This window comes from Enterobacter sp. RCC_40 (genome assembly GCF_041360735.1).
Taxonomy (GTDB): Bacteria; Pseudomonadota; Gammaproteobacteria; order Enterobacterales; family Enterobacteriaceae; genus Enterobacter; species Enterobacter ludwigii.
Map to the genome: position 1 here is coordinate 175625 of NZ_JBFUPR010000008.1, position 15089 is coordinate 190713.

General features: G+C 53.9%; 15 protein-coding genes and 1 other RNA gene. 8 read left to right on the forward strand and 8 right to left on the reverse strand.

Going from position 1 to position 15089, the window contains the following annotated elements:
- The first annotated feature begins 2 nt into the window (after positions 1-2).
- Positions 3-839 carry a pyridoxine/pyridoxal/pyridoxamine kinase gene (gene pdxK, locus AB6731_RS20890; RefSeq protein WP_014171088.1) on the forward strand — a complete coding sequence of 279 codons (837 nt, stop codon included), beginning with the start codon at positions 3-5 and terminating at the stop codon, positions 837-839.
- Between the two features lie 44 nt (positions 840-883).
- On the opposite strand, the gene crr is transcribed toward pdxK, so the two are convergent.
- The 5 genes from crr to cysZ all read right to left on the reverse strand — a co-directional run bounded on the left by crr (position 884) and on the right by cysZ (position 5677).
- On the reverse strand, positions 884-1393 hold the full coding sequence (gene crr, locus AB6731_RS20895) for a PTS glucose transporter subunit IIA (RefSeq protein ID WP_003861316.1): 510 nt from the start codon (positions 1391-1393) through the stop codon (positions 884-886).
- Positions 1394-1433: 40 nt separating this feature from the next.
- Positions 1434-3161 carry a phosphoenolpyruvate-protein phosphotransferase PtsI gene (gene ptsI, locus AB6731_RS20900; RefSeq protein ID WP_014171087.1) on the reverse strand — a complete coding sequence of 576 codons (1728 nt, stop codon included), beginning with the start codon at positions 3159-3161 and terminating at the stop codon, positions 1434-1436.
- A 44-nt stretch (positions 3162-3205) separates the two neighbouring features.
- Positions 3206-3463, reverse strand: a complete 258-nt coding sequence (gene ptsH, locus AB6731_RS20905) for a phosphocarrier protein Hpr (RefSeq protein WP_000487600.1) — start codon at positions 3461-3463, stop codon at positions 3206-3208.
- 317 nt (positions 3464-3780) lie between these two features.
- Complete coding sequence (gene cysK / locus AB6731_RS20910) at positions 3781-4752, reverse strand: cysteine synthase A (protein WP_020883087.1); 972 nt, start codon at positions 4750-4752, stop codon at positions 3781-3783.
- 163 nt (positions 4753-4915) lie between these two features.
- The gene (gene cysZ, locus AB6731_RS20915; protein ID WP_138014066.1) at positions 4916-5677 is read right to left on the reverse strand and encodes a sulfate transporter CysZ; all 762 of its coding nucleotides are present in this window, start codon (positions 5675-5677) and stop codon (positions 4916-4918) included.
- 230 nt (positions 5678-5907) lie between these two features.
- On the opposite strand from cysZ, the gene zipA reads away from it, so the two are divergent.
- The 3 genes from zipA (at position 5908) to AB6731_RS20930 (ending at position 9196) form a co-directional block, all read left to right on the forward strand.
- Positions 5908-6894, forward strand: coding sequence for a cell division protein ZipA (gene zipA / locus AB6731_RS20920; protein WP_020883089.1), 987 nt, complete (start codon positions 5908-5910; stop codon positions 6892-6894).
- Positions 6895-6963: 69 nt separating this feature from the next.
- Positions 6964-8979, forward strand: a complete 2016-nt coding sequence (ligA, locus tag AB6731_RS20925) for an NAD-dependent DNA ligase LigA (RefSeq protein ID WP_025203500.1) — start codon at positions 6964-6966, stop codon at positions 8977-8979.
- Position 8980: 1 nt separating this feature from the next.
- Positions 8981-9196, forward strand: a complete 216-nt coding sequence (locus AB6731_RS20930; RefSeq protein ID WP_079231806.1) for a DUF3820 family protein — start codon at positions 8981-8983, stop codon at positions 9194-9196.
- On the opposite strand, the gene AB6731_RS20935 is transcribed toward AB6731_RS20930, so the two are convergent.
- Positions 9193-10188: a bile acid:sodium symporter family protein gene (locus AB6731_RS20935; RefSeq protein ID WP_014171081.1), complete on the reverse strand. Its 996-nt coding sequence runs from the start codon at positions 10186-10188 to the stop codon at positions 9193-9195. The genes AB6731_RS20930 and AB6731_RS20935 overlap by 4 nt on opposite strands.
- A gap of 89 nt (positions 10189-10277) precedes the next feature.
- Between AB6731_RS20935 and AB6731_RS20940 the strand changes: the two genes are divergently transcribed.
- A complete protein-coding gene (locus AB6731_RS20940) occupies positions 10278-11213 on the forward strand; it encodes a LysR family transcriptional regulator (RefSeq protein ID WP_044868007.1) in 936 nt (311 codons plus the stop codon).
- On the opposite strand, the gene AB6731_RS20945 is transcribed toward AB6731_RS20940, so the two are convergent.
- Positions 11210-11551: a FlxA-like family protein gene (locus AB6731_RS20945; RefSeq protein ID WP_020883093.1), complete on the reverse strand. Its 342-nt coding sequence runs from the start codon at positions 11549-11551 to the stop codon at positions 11210-11212. The two genes, AB6731_RS20940 and AB6731_RS20945, sit on opposite strands and share 4 nt — an antisense overlap.
- A 207-nt stretch (positions 11552-11758) precedes the next feature.
- On the opposite strand from AB6731_RS20945, the gene xapA reads away from it, so the two are divergent.
- The 3 genes from xapA to AB6731_RS20960 all read left to right on the forward strand — a co-directional run bounded on the left by xapA (position 11759) and on the right by AB6731_RS20960 (position 14847).
- Positions 11759-12583, forward strand: a complete 825-nt coding sequence (xapA, locus tag AB6731_RS20950) for a xanthosine phosphorylase (RefSeq protein WP_014171078.1) — start codon at positions 11759-11761, stop codon at positions 12581-12583.
- 51 nt (positions 12584-12634) lie between these two features.
- Complete coding sequence (locus AB6731_RS20955; RefSeq protein ID WP_371006766.1) at positions 12635-13891, forward strand: nucleoside permease; 1257 nt, start codon at positions 12635-12637, stop codon at positions 13889-13891.
- Positions 13892-13959: 68 nt separating this feature from the next.
- The gene (locus AB6731_RS20960; RefSeq protein ID WP_020883096.1) at positions 13960-14847 is read left to right on the forward strand and encodes a LysR family transcriptional regulator; all 888 of its coding nucleotides are present in this window, start codon (positions 13960-13962) and stop codon (positions 14845-14847) included.
- A gap of 49 nt (positions 14848-14896) precedes the next feature.
- Here the strand turns inward: AB6731_RS20960 and AB6731_RS20965 are convergent.
- A non-coding RNA gene (locus tag AB6731_RS20965) (RtT sRNA) lies at positions 14897-15024 on the reverse strand.
- Positions 15025-15089: the final 65 nt, after the last annotated feature.

The following is a 15089-nucleotide window of genomic DNA, read 5'->3' on the forward strand; positions in this document are numbered from 1 at the left end:
TCATGGAGATGATTTTATTCCGGGATAACACCCGGGCGCAGCAAACCGATATTGTCGCGGTACAGTCGCAGGTGGTTTACGGCAGCGTGGGGAACAGCATTGCGGTGCCGAACATTCGTACCCACCGGCTGACCGTCACCGCCGTGCCGACCGTGCTGTTCAGCAACACGCCGCACTACGATACCTTTTACGGCGGCGTGATCCCCGATGAGTGGTTCAGCGGGTATCTTAAGGCGCTGGAAGAGCGCGAGATCCTGCGCGAGCTTAAAGCCGTTACCACGGGCTACATGGGCAGCGCCAGTCAGATAAAATGCCTGGCGCAGTGGCTCACCGCGATCAAAGCGCAGCATCCTGACCTGCTGGTGTTGGTTGACCCCGTTATTGGCGATATTGACAGTGGGATGTATGTGAAACCTGATATCCCTGAAGCGTATCGGGAGTACCTGCTGCCACTGGCGCAGGGGATCACGCCTAACGTCTTTGAGCTGGAAGTGCTAAGCGGTAAACCGTGTCGTACGCCTGAAAGTGCTATAGCGGCAGCGCAGGGGTTACTTTCCGACACGCTGAAATGGGTGGCCATCACCAGCGCGCCGGTGGCGGACGATCCGGAGAATATTCACGTGGTGCTGGTTACCCGAGACGGTGTGACCGTCAGTGCGCATCCGCGTGTTGAAACGGACCTGAAAGGCACGGGCGACCTCTTCTGTTCAGAGCTGGTGAGCGGGATCGTTGAGGGCAAAACCGTTGCCGATGCGATTCGCATGGCAGGAGACCGCGTCACAGATGTGATGATTTATACGCAGTCGAAAGGCTACGACGAGCTTATCCTGCCCGCATAAACAAAAATGGCGCCCGAAGGCGCCATTTTTCTGTGCGGCAAGAATTACTTCTTGATGCGGATAACCGGGGTTTCACCCACGGTGACGCTGCCAGACAGTTTGATCAGTTCTTTGATTTCGTCCATGTTGGAGATAACAACCGGCGTCAGGGTAGACTTGGCTTTTTCTTCCAGCAGTGGCAGATCGAATTCAATGACCGGGTCGCCAACTTTAACACGCTGGCCTTCTTCCGCGATACGTTTGAAGCCTTCGCCTTTCAGTTCAACGGTGTCGATACCGAAGTGAACGAACAGTTCGATACCGCTATCAGATTCGATAGAGAACGCATGGTTGGTTTCAAAAATTTTACCGATGGTGCCGTCAACTGGAGCAACCATTTTGTTGCCAGTTGGTTTGATAGCAATGCCATCACCAACGATTTTCTCAGCAAACACTACATCCGGCACGTCTTCGATGTTGACGATCTCGCCGGAGAGCGGAGCAACAATCTCAATAGTTCCGGAGTCTTTCTTATCATCAGAAACCAGAGATTTCAGTTTATCGAACAAACCCATGATCTTCTCCTAAGCAGTAATTTGGGCCGCATCTCGTGGATTAGCAGATTGTTTTTTCTTCAATGAACTTGTTAACCAGCGTCATTAACTCGTCCGTTGTCGGTTGAGCAAGAGCCTGCTCTGCTAACACCTTCGCATCTTCGAAGTTCGTGTTACGGATAATCTTCTTAATGCGCGGGATGGAAATGGCGCTCATAGAGAATTCGTCCAGACCCATACCCAGCAACAGAAGTGTAGCACGTTCGTCGCCTGCAAGCTCACCACACATGCCAGTCCATTTACCTTCTGCATGAGAAGCATCAATAACTTGCTTGATCAAGTTCAGTACGGACGGTGACATTGGCTGGTAGAGATGTGAAATCATATCATTACCACGGTCAACTGCCAGGGTGTACTGCGTTAAATCATTGGTACCGATACTAAAGAAATCAACTTCTTTGGCTAAATGACGCGCAATGGTCGCCGCCGCAGGTGTTTCCACCATCACGCCGATCTCAATTGACTCGTCAAATGCTTTACCTTCGTCGCGCAGTTCCTGTTTGTAGATTTCGATCTCTTTCTTCAGTGCACGCACTTCTTCAACAGAGATGATCATCGGGAACATGATGCGCAGTTTACCGAAAGCAGACGCACGCAGGATAGCGCGAACCTGATCGCGCAGGATCTCTTTACGATCCATCGCGATACGAATCGCACGCCAGCCCAGGAACGGATTCTCTTCTTTCGGGAAGTTCATGTACGGCAGCTCTTTGTCGCCACCGATATCCATGGTACGGACGATAACCGCCTGAGAGCCACACGCTTCAGCCACAGCTTTGTACGCAGCAAACTGTTCTTCTTCAGTTGGCAGCGCGTCACGGTCCATGAACAGGAATTCAGTACGATAGAGACCCACACCTTCCGCGCCGTTGCGCTCAGCGCCATCGACGTCACGTACGGTACCGATGTTTGCGCACACTTCAACCTGATGACCGTCCAGAGTGATGGCAGGCAGGTCTTTCAGCTTAGCGAGTTCCGCTTTTTCAGTCGCAACCTGCTCCTGAACCGCGCGCAGTTTTTCGATCTCTTCGTTAGTTGGGTTGACGTAAACCACGTTGTTTACGGCATCCAGAATCAGATAATCGTCGTTTTTGACCTGAGAGGTGACGCTACCGGTACCCACAATGGCAGGCAGTTCCAGAGAACGCGCCATGATAGAGGTGTGGGAGGTACGCCCGCCCGCGTCAGTGATGAAACCGAGGACCTTTTTCAGGTTCAACTGTGCGGTTTCAGACGGGGTCAGATCGGCGGCAACCAGGATGACTTCATCCTGAATAGCGCTCAGGTCGATAATGGCCAGACCCAGGATGTTGCGCAGCAGGCGCTTACCGATGTCACGTACGTCAGCCGCACGCTCTTTCAGGTATTCATCATCCAGTTCTTCCAGGGCAGTTGCCTGACCTTCGATAACTTCATGCGCAGCAGCGTCTGCCGTCATGCTTTTATCTTTAATCAGGGCTATGATTTCCTGCTCCAGCTCCTCATCTTCGAGCAGCATGATGTGCCCTTCGAAGATGGCTTCTTTTTCTTCACCGAAAGTTTCGCCAGCTTTAGTCTTGATTGCTTCCAGTTGCGCAGATGCCTTGGCACGACCGCTCAGAAAACGTTCAACTTCCTGATCAACCTTGTCGGCAGAAATTTTTTTCCGGTCGATGACGATCTCGTCTTCTTTCAGCAGCAGTGCTTTGCCGAAAGCGATACCCGGGGATGCTAAAATGCCTGAAATCATAACCCTACCTTACTTGTGACTGATATTTAAAAGAACCCGGAAACTTACTCGAGCTCAGCCATCAGTTTTACCAGATGCTCAACTGCTTTCTGCTCGTCTTCACCTTCAGCAGAGATGGTGACAACGGTACCCTGAGTCAGACCCAGAGTCTGCAGTTTGAACAGGCTTTTTGCGCTGGCGCTTTTGCCGTTGGAAGTCACAGTGATTTCAGAAGTGAAGCCTTTCGCTTCTTTAACAAACTGAGCAGCAGGGCGGGTGTGCAGACCGTTCGGAGCGGTAATGGTAACTTCTTGCTGGAACATTGTATTTCCCCAACTTATAGGTTTAGTGTTGTGGAACTAAAGTCTAGCCTGGCGACTTAACTTTAGCCTGTATTGTTAGCGCTGACGTTTCGATCGTCATTAAACATTATGCAGCGAAAGCAAGACTTGAACCAAATCATAAAATCGATTCAGCAAGGCTATTTCGTTCACTGATTAATTTCACGCATCAAAATAATTGCTGGTTTAAATACCAGACCCAACGGGGTGAATCAATGCCAGGAGGGGTAAAACTTTGAAGCAGGCCACAAAAAAGCACCCAAAAAGGTGCTTTTTTACGCGTTATTAACATGCTGGCATTACTGTTGCAGTTCTTTTTCAGTGAACAGATCGGCAAACAGTGCGGTGCTCAAGTAACGCTCACCCGATGAAGGCAGGATAACCACAATATTCTTATTGGTAAAGGCCTCATCTTCCTGAAGTTTGAGCGCTGCCGCAACAGCAGCACCGGAAGAGATGCCCGCCAGAATACCTTCCTCGTCCATCAGACGACGTGCGGTAGAGATAGCTTCTTCGTTGGTGATGGTCACCACTTTATCAATAAGCTTCAGATCCAGGTTGCCCGGAATGAAGCCGGCACCGATACCCTGAATTTTATGTGGGCCGGGTTTGATCTCTTCGCCCGCCAGCGCCTGGGTGATCACCGGTGAGTCGGTTGGTTCCACGGCAACGGTGATCAGGTCTTTTTTACCTTTTGTGCCTTTTATATAGCGCGACACGCCAGTCAGGGTTCCGCCGGTGCCTACACCGGAGATAAATACATCAACCTGACCGTCGGTATCTTCCCAAATTTCCGGGCCGGTGGTCTTTTCGTGAATTTCCGGGTTCGCTGGGTTGCTGAACTGCTGCAGCAGCAGATATTTCGCCGGATCGCTGGCAACAATCTCTTCTGCTTTCTGAATCGCACCCTTCATGCCTTTGGCACCTTCGGTCAGCACCAGGTTCGCGCCCAGCGCTTTCAGCAGTTTGCGACGTTCGATGCTCATGGTTTCAGGCATGGTCAGCGTCAGTTTATAACCGCGTGCCGCCGCAACATAGGCCAGTGCGATACCGGTGTTACCGCTGGTCGGTTCAACCAGCTCAACGCCTGGCTTCAGCACGCCACGTTTTTCAGCATCCCAAATCATATTTGCACCGATACGGCACTTCACGCTGAAGCTTGGGTTACGTGATTCGACCTTCGCCAGAATGCGTCCATTACCGATACGGTTCAGTCGAACCAGGGGCGTATGACCGATAGTCAGCGAGTTGTCTTCATAAATCTTACTCATGGCCTGTCCTTAACTGTATGAAATTGGGATACCGTCCCAGCATACCTGTTGAACAGGTAGGGGGAAGTAAGGAATTCGCATATCTATATACTGCAAGGAAATAATGGGGATCAGTATGGAATAAGGGGCGGCATAAGCCACCCCCTTTTTACACATTTTTGCATTACTTCCATAACGCGTGCTTAGCACGGTAGCAGTCAACCCACATCGCCGTTGCGCCGCAAACGGCGACCGGCATGATGAACAGGTTGAGCACTGGGATCATGGTGAACAGACTGGTCAGCGCCCCGAACTGCATATTCGCGACTTTTTGCGTGCGCAGGGCGCTGCGCATCGTTTTGAACGGCACCTTGTGGTTATCGAAAGGATAATCGCAGTACTGGATTGCCAGCATCCAGGCGCTGAACAGGAACCACAGCACCGGGGCCACCGTCTGACCGACGCCAGGGACAAAATAAAGGATAAGCAGCACAATGGCGCGGGGAAGATACCAGGCAAACTTCTGCCATTCGCGCTTCATGATGCGTGGGATATCTTTCATGATCCCCAGCATGCCCGTATCCGGCGGCGTTGCACCGGTAAGACGTGCTTCCAGCTGTTCTGCCAGCAGGCCGTTAAACGGCGCAGCTATCCAGTTTGCAATCGTCGAGAAGAAGTAGCCGAACACCAGCAGCACGGAGATAACCGCTACCGGCCAGAGCAGGTAATTCAGCCACTGCAGCCAGTGCGGCACATGGCTCATCAGCGAAGGGATCCAGCTCTCCAGTCTGGTGAACAGCCACCAGAACGCGCCGCCCATCAGGATAATGTTAATCAGCAACGGCAGAATGACGTAGCGACGAATCCCCGGCAGTGAGACCAGTTTCCAGCCCTGAGAAAAATACCAGACGCCGCTGCGCGGGGGAGAAGATGATGTTGAAACCATAACCAGGCTGTACTCCTTTTTTCACAACCAGTGGAATTGCCCGCCTATATTATCCACTTACGGACCAATGACCAGTTCGGAAATGTTCGAAAAAACAGCAAAAAGCACGATTTAGTTCATCTTTATGCTGTGAATGCTCTGCACACACTTGCACTTGACGTAAACGGCAAATACTCTTAGTGAGTAAATGTTTGCCGTGGTGGCAAGGTGTTAGAACAACAGAGAATATAATGATGCAGGATTTGCGTCTGATATTAATCATTGTTGGCGCGATCGCCATAATCGCTTTACTGGTACATGGTTTCTGGACCAGCCGTAAAGAGCGTTCCTCTATGTTTCGCGATCGCCCACTGAAGCGCATGAAGTCCAGTCGTGATGACGATGACAGTGAAAATGACATCGACGGAAGCGACGACGACGGCGTGGGTGAAGTTCGTGTTCATCGGGTCAATACTGCGCCCGGCGCGGCTCATGGGGAGCATGAAGCCCCTCGTCAGCCTCCTCAGCACCAGTATCAACCGCCGTATGCTTCTGCACAGCCGCGCCAGCAGGCGCCGCAGCCTGGAGAAGAGCCGGTGCGTCAGCCGCCGCAACAGCCTGTCCATCAGCAGCCTGCTGCGCCACAGCCGGTTCAGCAACAGCCTGTGCAGCAACCCGCGCCACAACAGCCTGCACAGCCGGTACACCAACCGCAGCAGCCTGTTCACGTGCAGCCTGCACCTCAGCCTGCGCCGGCCCCGCTCGTTGAACCAGAGCCCGTGGTTGAGCCAGAACCGGTTGTTGAAAAACCGCAGCGTAAAGAAGCGGTCATCATCATGAACGTGGCTGCGCATCATGGCACCCACCTGAATGGCGATGTCCTGCTTAACAGCATTCAACAGGCAGGCTTCAAGTTTGGCGACATGAATATTTTCCATCGTCACCTGAGTCCTGACGGTAGCGGTCCGGCGCTGTTTAGCCTGGCCAATATGGTTAACCCTGGCACCTTTGACCCGGAAATGACCGGTGATTTCGTGACGCCGGGTGTCACTATCTTCATGCAAGTGCCGTCCTACGGTGATGAACTGCAAAACTTTAAGCTGATGCTGCAGTCCGCACAGCACATTGCTGACGAAGTCGGTGGTGTGGTGCTCGACGATCAGCGTCGTATGATGACGCCGCAGAAACTGCGCGAGTATCAGGACCGCATCCGCGAAGTTAAGGAAGCCAACGCGTAATCATCGCGTTTACATCGACTCCTCCTCAACCCCCGCATGTCGGGGGTTTTTTCTCATTGATGGTGTGATATGGACTCAATCGAACAACAACTCACTGAACTGCGAACCACGCTTCGCCATCATGAATACCTCTATCATGTTATGGACGCGCCGGAAGTGCCGGATGCGGAGTATGACCGTCTGATGCGCGAGTTGCGCGAGCTAGAGGCGCAGCACCCGGAATTGATTACGCCCGACTCACCCACGCAGCGGGTGGGCGCGGAGCCCCTGGGTGCTTTCAGTCAGGTACGTCATGAAGTGCCAATGTTGTCTCTGGACAACGTCTTTGATGAAGAGAGCTTCCTCGCGTTTAACAAGCGCGTGCAGGATCGCCTCAAAAGCAGCGACTCCCTGACCTGGTGCTGCGAGTTGAAGCTGGATGGTCTGGCGGTCAGCCTTCTCTATGAAAACGGTGTGCTGGTGCGTGCCGCGACGCGGGGTGATGGTACGACGGGTGAAGACATTACCACCAACGTACGCACCATCCGTGCGATCCCGCTGAAGCTGCAAGGGGATAATATTCCAGCCCGTCTGGAAGTGCGCGGTGAGGTATTCCTCCCGCAGGCGGGCTTTGAGAAAATCAACGAAGAGGCGCGCCGTACCGGCGGGAAAGTGTTTGCTAACCCGCGTAATGCGGCGGCAGGCTCCCTGCGCCAGCTTGATCCCCGTATCACTGCGAAACGACCACTTACTTTCTTCTGCTATGGCGTCGGGATTCTGGAAGGCGGTGAACTGCCGGATACCCATCTCGGACGTTTATTGCAGTTTAAAGCGTGGGGCCTGCCGGTGAGTAACCGTGTTCAGCTGTGCGACTCCCCGGAAGCCGTGCTGGCGTTCTACCACAAAGTGGAAGAAGACCGCCCGACGCTTGGTTTTGATATTGATGGCGTGGTTATCAAGGTTAACTCACTTGCGCTGCAGGAGCAGTTAGGCTTTGTGGCGCGCGCGCCACGCTGGGCAGTGGCGTTTAAATTCCCGGCGCAGGAGCAGATGACCTTTGTCCGTGACGTGGAGTTCCAGGTGGGCCGTACGGGCGCGATTACCCCGGTTGCCCGTCTGGAGCCGGTGCAGGTTGCTGGCGTGCTGGTGAGTAACGCCACGCTGCATAACGCCGATGAAATTGAACGTCTTGGCCTGCGCATTGGTGACAAAGTGGTGATTCGTCGCGCGGGCGATGTTATCCCGCAGGTGGTGAACGTGGTTGAGTCAGAGCGTCCTGACGATACGCGCGCCATCGTGTTCCCGACGCATTGCCCGGTATGCGGATCTGACGTTGAGCGCGTTGAAGGTGAAGCGGTGGCTCGCTGTACGGGGGGCTTAATCTGCGGGGCACAACGTAAAGAGTCACTGAAGCACTTCGTTTCCCGTCGGGCGATGGACGTCGACGGAATGGGCGACAAAATTATCGATCAGCTGGTAGAGAAAGAATATGTTCATACGCCTGCAGATCTCTTCAAACTGACCGCGGGTAAACTCACGGGTCTTGATCGCATGGGACCTAAGTCGGCCCAGAATGTGGTTAATGCCCTGGATGCTGCCAAAGAGACGACTTTTGCCCGATTCCTTTATGCGCTCGGTATTCGCGAAGTGGGCGAAGCCACAGCGGCGGGGCTGGCGGCGTATTTCGGTACGCTGGAAGCTCTGGAAAAAGCGAGTATTGACGAGCTGCAGAGAGTCCCGGACGTGGGGATTGTCGTCGCGACGCATGTCTTTAACTTCTTTGCCGAAGAGAGCAACCGCGAGGTGATCGGCAAGCTGCTGGAAGAGGGCATCAGATGGCCGGCTCCGGTCGTGGTCAACGCTGACGAGATCGACAGCCCGTTTGCCGGCAAAACGGTCGTGCTGACCGGCAGCCTGAGCCAGCTTTCACGTGATGATGCTAAAGCGCGACTGGTTGCGCTGGGCGCAAAAGTGGCAGGCAGCGTGTCGAAGAAAACCGATCTGGTTATTGCCGGGGAAGCCGCCGGTTCGAAGCTTGCTAAAGCTCAGGAGCTGGGCATTGAGGTTATCGACGAAGCAGAAATGATGCGCCTGTTAGGAGAGTAACGTGGAGAAAGAGCAGCTCGTTGAGATCGCCAACATGGAGATGCCATTCGGTAAATATAAAGGCCGCAGGCTGATTGATTTACCGGAAGATTATTTGCTGTGGTTTGCCCGCAAAGATGGGTTCCCGGCTGGACGACTGGGTGAACTGATGGCTATCACGTTACTGATTAAAACCGAGGGGCTGACGCAGTTGGTTCAGCCCCTGAAACGTCCTTAAGCTTTCGCGGCGCGGGTCTCTTCCTGCGCCTGTTTTTCCGTCTGGCGTTTGTAACGACGCGCCAGCACCGCGCAGACCATCAGCTGGATCTGATGGAAAATCATCAGCGGCAGTACCATCATCCCTATCATTGAGGTCGGGAAGAGAATGTTTGCCATAGGAATGCCGTTCGCCAGGCTCTTCTTCGAGCCACAGAAGACAATGGTGATTTCATCGGCTTTGTTGAAGCCGCACTTGCGGGCCACAAAGACGTTTACGCCAATCACAATCGCCAGCAGAACAAGGCTGACCACCACGATAAACAGCAGCGAGCCTGCGCCCACCTTATGCCAGATGCCATTCACAACCGCTTCACTGAAGGCCGAATAGACCACCAGCAGAATCGACGACTGGTCGGTTTTTGAGATCCATTTTTTGTGCTTTGCAACAAACGCGCCTGTCCACGGACGAGAGAGATGACCCAGCACAAACGGCAGCAGCAGCTGCAGACAGATTTTACCTACCTGTTCCAGGTTACCTTCCGCACCGTGCATGTTCATCAGCAGACCCACCAGCAGCGGCGAAACGAAAATCCCTAACAGGCTGGATGCCGACGCTGAACAGACTGCGGCTGCGACGTTACCGCCCGCCAGAGAGGTAAACGCGATAGCGGACTGCACGGTGGCCGGCAAAATGCACAGATACAGGAAGCCGGTATAAAGGGCCGGGTCGACATTCACCGGCGCCCACCATGCGAACAGTACGCCGAGTACAGGGAAGAGGATGAACGTGCTGCACATCACCCACAGGTGCAGTCGCCAGTGGCTCCCCCCCGCAATAATGGCTTCGCGTGAGAGCTTTGCGCCGTGCATAAAGAACAACAGCGCGATGGCCGCGGTCGTCAGTCCTTCAAAAAAAGGAACGAACCCGCCCCGCGCAGGGAAGAAGGAGGCCAATAATACCGTGACAACCAGAGTAAGCGTAAACGGATCAAGAATACGAAATAGTTTCATAATGACTCCTGAAAACAGATATCGCTATTGTGCTTTTTTCTGTTTGAGAAATAAAATTGATTTATTGCATCCATTCATGAATTAAACAGATGAATTATTCCTTACGCCAGCTTCGCATCTTCGTCACCGTAGCCCATGCCCGCAGCTTCAGCCGGGCAGGGGAGATCATCGGCCTGAGCCAGTCCGCGGTAAGCCACAGCGTGAAAGAGCTGGAGAGCCAGACGGGTGTCCGGCTGCTTGATCGCACCACGCGTGAAGTCGTGCTCACGGAAGCCGGACAGCAGCTGGCTCAGCGCCTTGAACGGCTGCTGGACGAACTCAACAGTACGCTCAGAGATGTAGGTCGACTGGGGCAGCAGCTGTCGGGTACCGTGCGGGTTGCGGCCAGCCAGACGATATCCGCGCACCTTATCCCGCAGTGTATTGCAGAGGGTAATCATCGCTATCCGGATATCGATTTTGTTTTGCATGACAGGCCGCAGCAATGGGTGCTGGAGAGCATCCGTCAGGGTGATGTGGATTTTGGTATTGTTATCGATCCCGGTCAGGTGAGTGACCTGGAATGTGAAATTGTGCTGTCTGAGCCATTTCTGTTGCTTTGCCGGGACGACGATCCGCTAGCCGCGCAGCCGTCTGTTCACTGGCAGGCGCTGCAGGGAGCGAACCTGGTATTACAGGATTATGCCTCAGGTAGTCGTCCGCTGATTGATTCTGCGCTGGTGACGCAGGGCGTTGAGGCGACCATTGTGCAGGAGATTGGACACCCGGCAACGCTGTTTCCCATGGTGGAGGCCGGCATAGGGATCAGTGTATTACCCGCCCTGGCGCTCCCTTTGCCGCAGGGAAGCCGTCTGGTCGTGAAGCGACTGACGCCTGCTATTGAGCGAAAACTGATGCTGGTACGGCGAAAAAACCGTTCGCTCTCCGGGGCTGCGCAGGCTATCTGGGAAGTGGTGCGTATCCAGGCGCAACGATTAACCGAGGCCCGTATACGCGATCCACTGTTTAACTCAACAGAGCGTTAGACGTAGATGTCTATTTGATGATTGTCTGATGCGTTCTTCGGACCTTCCACGTTGACCAGACTTTGCTCTTGTTTCTTCTGGGCTTCTTCCGCCTGCTGGCGCTGCAGCTGTGCGAGCTGTGCCTGCAGCACTTTGATTTGCACCTGGATAAGCTCCTGCTGCTTCTTCTTCTCTTCCGCACTGCCGGAACCGTTCGCAACCTCTTTTAGCTGTTGAGTCAGTTTGGTTATCTTGTCAGTGATGCGGCTGATTTGGGCAGCGATATCGTTGCCGCCGGAAGAACGACTCCCGCCACCGCTGGTTTGAATGGGCTGGGTTGTAGCCTGAATGGTCGTCATACTTTTTCCTCTCGCTGTAAAACAGAGGTATCGGCGCCAACGCAATTAGCTTGAGCAAAACTGCCATATCTGGCAGGGAAAGGTATTGATACCAAATCAGTATTGATGGTGCAGAGAAAGTGTATTGGAGGTAACCCGCAGGCTCCAGATATAAGACTAAGGTCATGCGATCGGTGATATCGCGATCTTAATTCTCAAGGAGCTTTTATGACCCTCTCGAATAATCCCTGGTTCTCTGCCGACATCATTCGTGCCGCTAAACCTGATTTCACTCCGCGGGTTGCGTTTATTCTCGGCTCAGGTCTTGGCGCGCTCGCCGAGCAGATTGTTGACGCTGTGGTACTGAGCTATGAAAAACTGCCGGGCTTCCCGGTGAGCACCGTTCACGGTCACGCCGGTGAGCTGGTGTTGGGGCATCTTGCCGGTGTTCCGGTCGCCTGCATGAAAGGGCGCGGTCACTTCTATGAGGGCCGCGGCATCGCCGTCATGACCGATGCAATCCGCACCTTCAAACTGCTGGGCTGCGAACTGCTGTTCAGTACCAATGCCGCCGGTTCATTACGTCCGGAGGTTGAACCGGGAAGCCTGGTTGCCCTCAGCGACCACATCAACACCCTGCCGGGTACCCCGATGGTCGGGCTGAACGATGACCGTTTTGGCGACCGTTTTTTCTCGCTGGCCAATGCTTATGATGCAGATTGCCGTGCCCTGCTGCAGACCGTGGCGAGCGAGAAGGGCTTTCCATTGCATGAAGGGGTGTTTGTCTCTTATCCAGGCCCTAACTTCGAAACCGCGGCTGAGATCCGCATGATGCAGATCATCGGCGGAGATGTGGTGGGAATGTCAGTGGTGCCGGAAGTGATCTCGGCGCGCCACTGTGGCCTGAAGGTGGTCGCCGTTTCGGCCATAACCAACCTTGCTGAAGGTCTGAGCGATGTAAAACTGTCGCATGAACAAACGCTTGCCGCCGCCGAACTCTCTCGCCAGAACTTCATCGATCTTATCTGCGGTTTTCTGCGCCAGCTTGCCTGAGCGAAACAACATCGTGGCCCGTGAGGGCCACTCTGCTATAAGGAATCGGGTATGAACATCACGACGCGCTTAAAGATGATGTCCTTTATGCAATATTTTATCTGGGGAAGCTGGCTCGTTACTCTCGGCGCTTACATGATTAACACCCTGGGTTTTTCCGGCTCGGACGTGGGTATGGTCTACAGCTCGAAGGGGCTTGCCGCGATCGTGATGCCCTCGCTGGTGGGCATTATTGCCGATAAGTGGTTGCGGGCAGATCGTGCATATGTGATTTGCCATCTCGTCTGTGCCGTTGCGCTTTGCTATGCCGCGCAGGTCAATGAACCGGGGCTGATGTTCTGGGTCATGCTGGTTAATGCCATGGCCTTTATGCCGACCATTGCGCTATCGAATACCATTTCTTACTCCTGTCTTGAGCAGGCAGGGCTGGACACGGTGACCCATTTTCCAACGGTACGGGTCTATGGCACGGTAGGCTTCATTGTGGCGATGTGGGCCATAAGTCTGATGGGTGCAGAGTTAACCAACATTCAGCTCTACATTGCTGCTGCCGCATCGCTGGTACTGGCGCTCTATTCACTGACGTTACCGGCCATTCCGGTGGCGAAGAATAAAACCTCATCGTCGCTGGCAAGCAAACTTGGCCTGAATGCGTTCGTCCTGTTTAAACAGCCCCGAATGGCGGTGTTCTTTTTGTTTGCGATGCTGCTGGGCGCCGTGCTGCAAATCACCAATACTTTCGGTAGCCCCTTTCTGCATGATTTTGCGCGTAATCCGGCGTATGCGGAAAGCTTTATCGTTAAATACCCTTCTATTTTGCTCTCCGTCTCGCAGATGTCAGAGGTGCTGTTCATCCTGACCATTCCTTTCTTCCTCCGACGTTTTGGCATAAAAACCGTGATGCTGATGAGCATGGTGGCCTGGATGCTGCGGTTTGGACTCTTTGCGTATGGCGATCCTTCCGCGACAGGCGTCGGCCTGTTGATGCTGTCAATGCTGGTCTATGGTTGCGCGTTCGACTTCTTCAACATCTCCGGCTCGGTGTTTGTCGAACAGGAGGTAAGCGCTGATATCCGCGCCAGCGCGCAAGGGCTGTTTATGACGACCGTTAACGGTATCGGTGCTTATTTCGGATCGGTATTGAGCGGCGCGGCGGTAGATTATTTCTCCGTGGACGGGGTGAAAGACTGGCAGACCATCTGGCTGGTATTTGCGGCGTATGCGTTGGTGCTCGCCGTGGTGTTTTATTTCAGCTTTAACTATCGCCACATCAGTAAAAACAGCGAGTTGCGCACAGTTGCGCATTAAAGTTTTCCCGGCAGGCGGTGAAAGGCTTTAAGGTGGGAGCATAAGTGTTATCGCCAGGATATGTGTTGATGGAACGCGTCTACCGAACCGACCTTAAGCTGCTGCGCTATTTTCTGGCCGTCGCTGAGGAACTTCATTTTGGACGGGCTGCGGCCCGTCTCAATATGTCGCAGCCGCCGTTGAGCCTGCATATAAAAGAGCTGGAGAGTCAGCTCGGTACCTTACTGTTTATTCGCCACTCACGAAGTGTCGCCTTGACCCATGCGGGTAAAGTATTGATGGAAGAGTCCCGTCGACTGCTTGCCAGCGCAAACCAGGCACTGGCGCGGGTCGAACAAATTGGACGGGGTGAGGCGGGGCGGATTGCGCTGGGCATTGTCGGTACCGCCATGTGGAGCGAAGTGCGCACGGTCATGCGCACATTTTTGAAAGAGCATCCGAACGTTGATGTCGTCTTTCGCGAAAAGTCGCCGGTAATGCAAATGGCGCTGCTGGAGCGCCGGGAGCTGGATGTCGGGATCTGGCGAATGGCAACCGAGCCCACCGCAGGGTTTACCAGTATCCGCTTACGGGATGCGGCGTTTCTGGTTGCGCTGCCGGAGGATCACCGGCTGGTGGGGGAAAGCGCAATTGCGCTCACCGAACTGCAGAATGAGTACTTTGTAACTATGCCGTCTGCGCATTCTGACTGGTCGTTCTTACAGCGAGTGTGTCAGCAGGCCGGTTTTTCACCGATGATAGTGCGTGAAGCCGATGAACCGCAGACGGTGCTGGCAATGATCAGTATGGGAATGGGGATTACGTTAGCTGCTGACAGCTATGCGCAAATGCAGTGGCCCGGTGTGGTATTTCGTCCATTACAGGTACGTATACCGGCAGATTTGTATGTGGTGTATGACGAGAAGCAGGCGACGCCGGCGATTAAGTCGTTGATCGCAACGTTGACGGAAGAGTGATGTTATACCGCAGATAGCAAAAAAGCGCCTTTAGGGCGCTTTTTTACATTGGTGGGGCGTGCAGGATGACTCGCTTCGCTCGCCCTTCGGGCCGTCGCCGTAAACGGCTCCGTTGCCTCACTGCGTTCGGCTCGGACCTGCTGCAGGTTCGAATCATCCATACCGCAGATAGCAAAAAAGCGCCTTTAGGGCGCTTTTTTACATTGGTGGGTCGTGCAGGATTCGAACCTGCGACCAATTGA

Bases quoted from the DNA above. Each gene is read 5' to 3' on its own strand.
- pdxK (WP_014171088.1), top strand. From the start codon at position 3: ATGGAGATGATTTTATTCCGGGATAACACCCGGGCGCAGCAAACCGAT.
- crr (WP_003861316.1), bottom strand. From the start codon at position 1,393: ATGGGTTTGTTCGATAAACTGAAATCTCTGGTTTCTGATGATAAGAAA.
- ptsI (WP_014171087.1), bottom strand. From the start codon at position 3,161: ATGATTTCAGGCATTTTAGCATCCCCGGGTATCGCTTTCGGCAAAGCA.
- ptsH (WP_000487600.1), bottom strand. From the start codon at position 3,463: ATGTTCCAGCAAGAAGTTACCATTACCGCTCCGAACGGTCTGCACACC.
- cysK (WP_020883087.1), bottom strand. From the start codon at position 4,752: ATGAGTAAGATTTATGAAGACAACTCGCTGACTATCGGTCATACGCCC.
- cysZ (WP_138014066.1), bottom strand. From the start codon at position 5,677: ATGGTTTCAACATCATCTTCTCCCCCGCGCAGCGGCGTCTGGTATTTT.
- zipA (WP_020883089.1), top strand. From the start codon at position 5,908: ATGATGCAGGATTTGCGTCTGATATTAATCATTGTTGGCGCGATCGCC.
- ligA (WP_025203500.1), top strand. From the start codon at position 6,964: ATGGACTCAATCGAACAACAACTCACTGAACTGCGAACCACGCTTCGC.
- AB6731_RS20935 (WP_014171081.1), bottom strand. From the start codon at position 10,188: ATGAAACTATTTCGTATTCTTGATCCGTTTACGCTTACTCTGGTTGTC.
- AB6731_RS20940 (WP_044868007.1), top strand. From the start codon at position 10,278: ATGAATTATTCCTTACGCCAGCTTCGCATCTTCGTCACCGTAGCCCAT.
- AB6731_RS20945 (WP_020883093.1), bottom strand. From the start codon at position 11,551: ATGACGACCATTCAGGCTACAACCCAGCCCATTCAAACCAGCGGTGGC.
- xapA (WP_014171078.1), top strand. From the start codon at position 11,759: ATGACCCTCTCGAATAATCCCTGGTTCTCTGCCGACATCATTCGTGCC.
- AB6731_RS20955 (WP_371006766.1), top strand. From the start codon at position 12,635: ATGAACATCACGACGCGCTTAAAGATGATGTCCTTTATGCAATATTTT.
- AB6731_RS20960 (WP_020883096.1), top strand. From the start codon at position 13,960: ATGGAACGCGTCTACCGAACCGACCTTAAGCTGCTGCGCTATTTTCTG.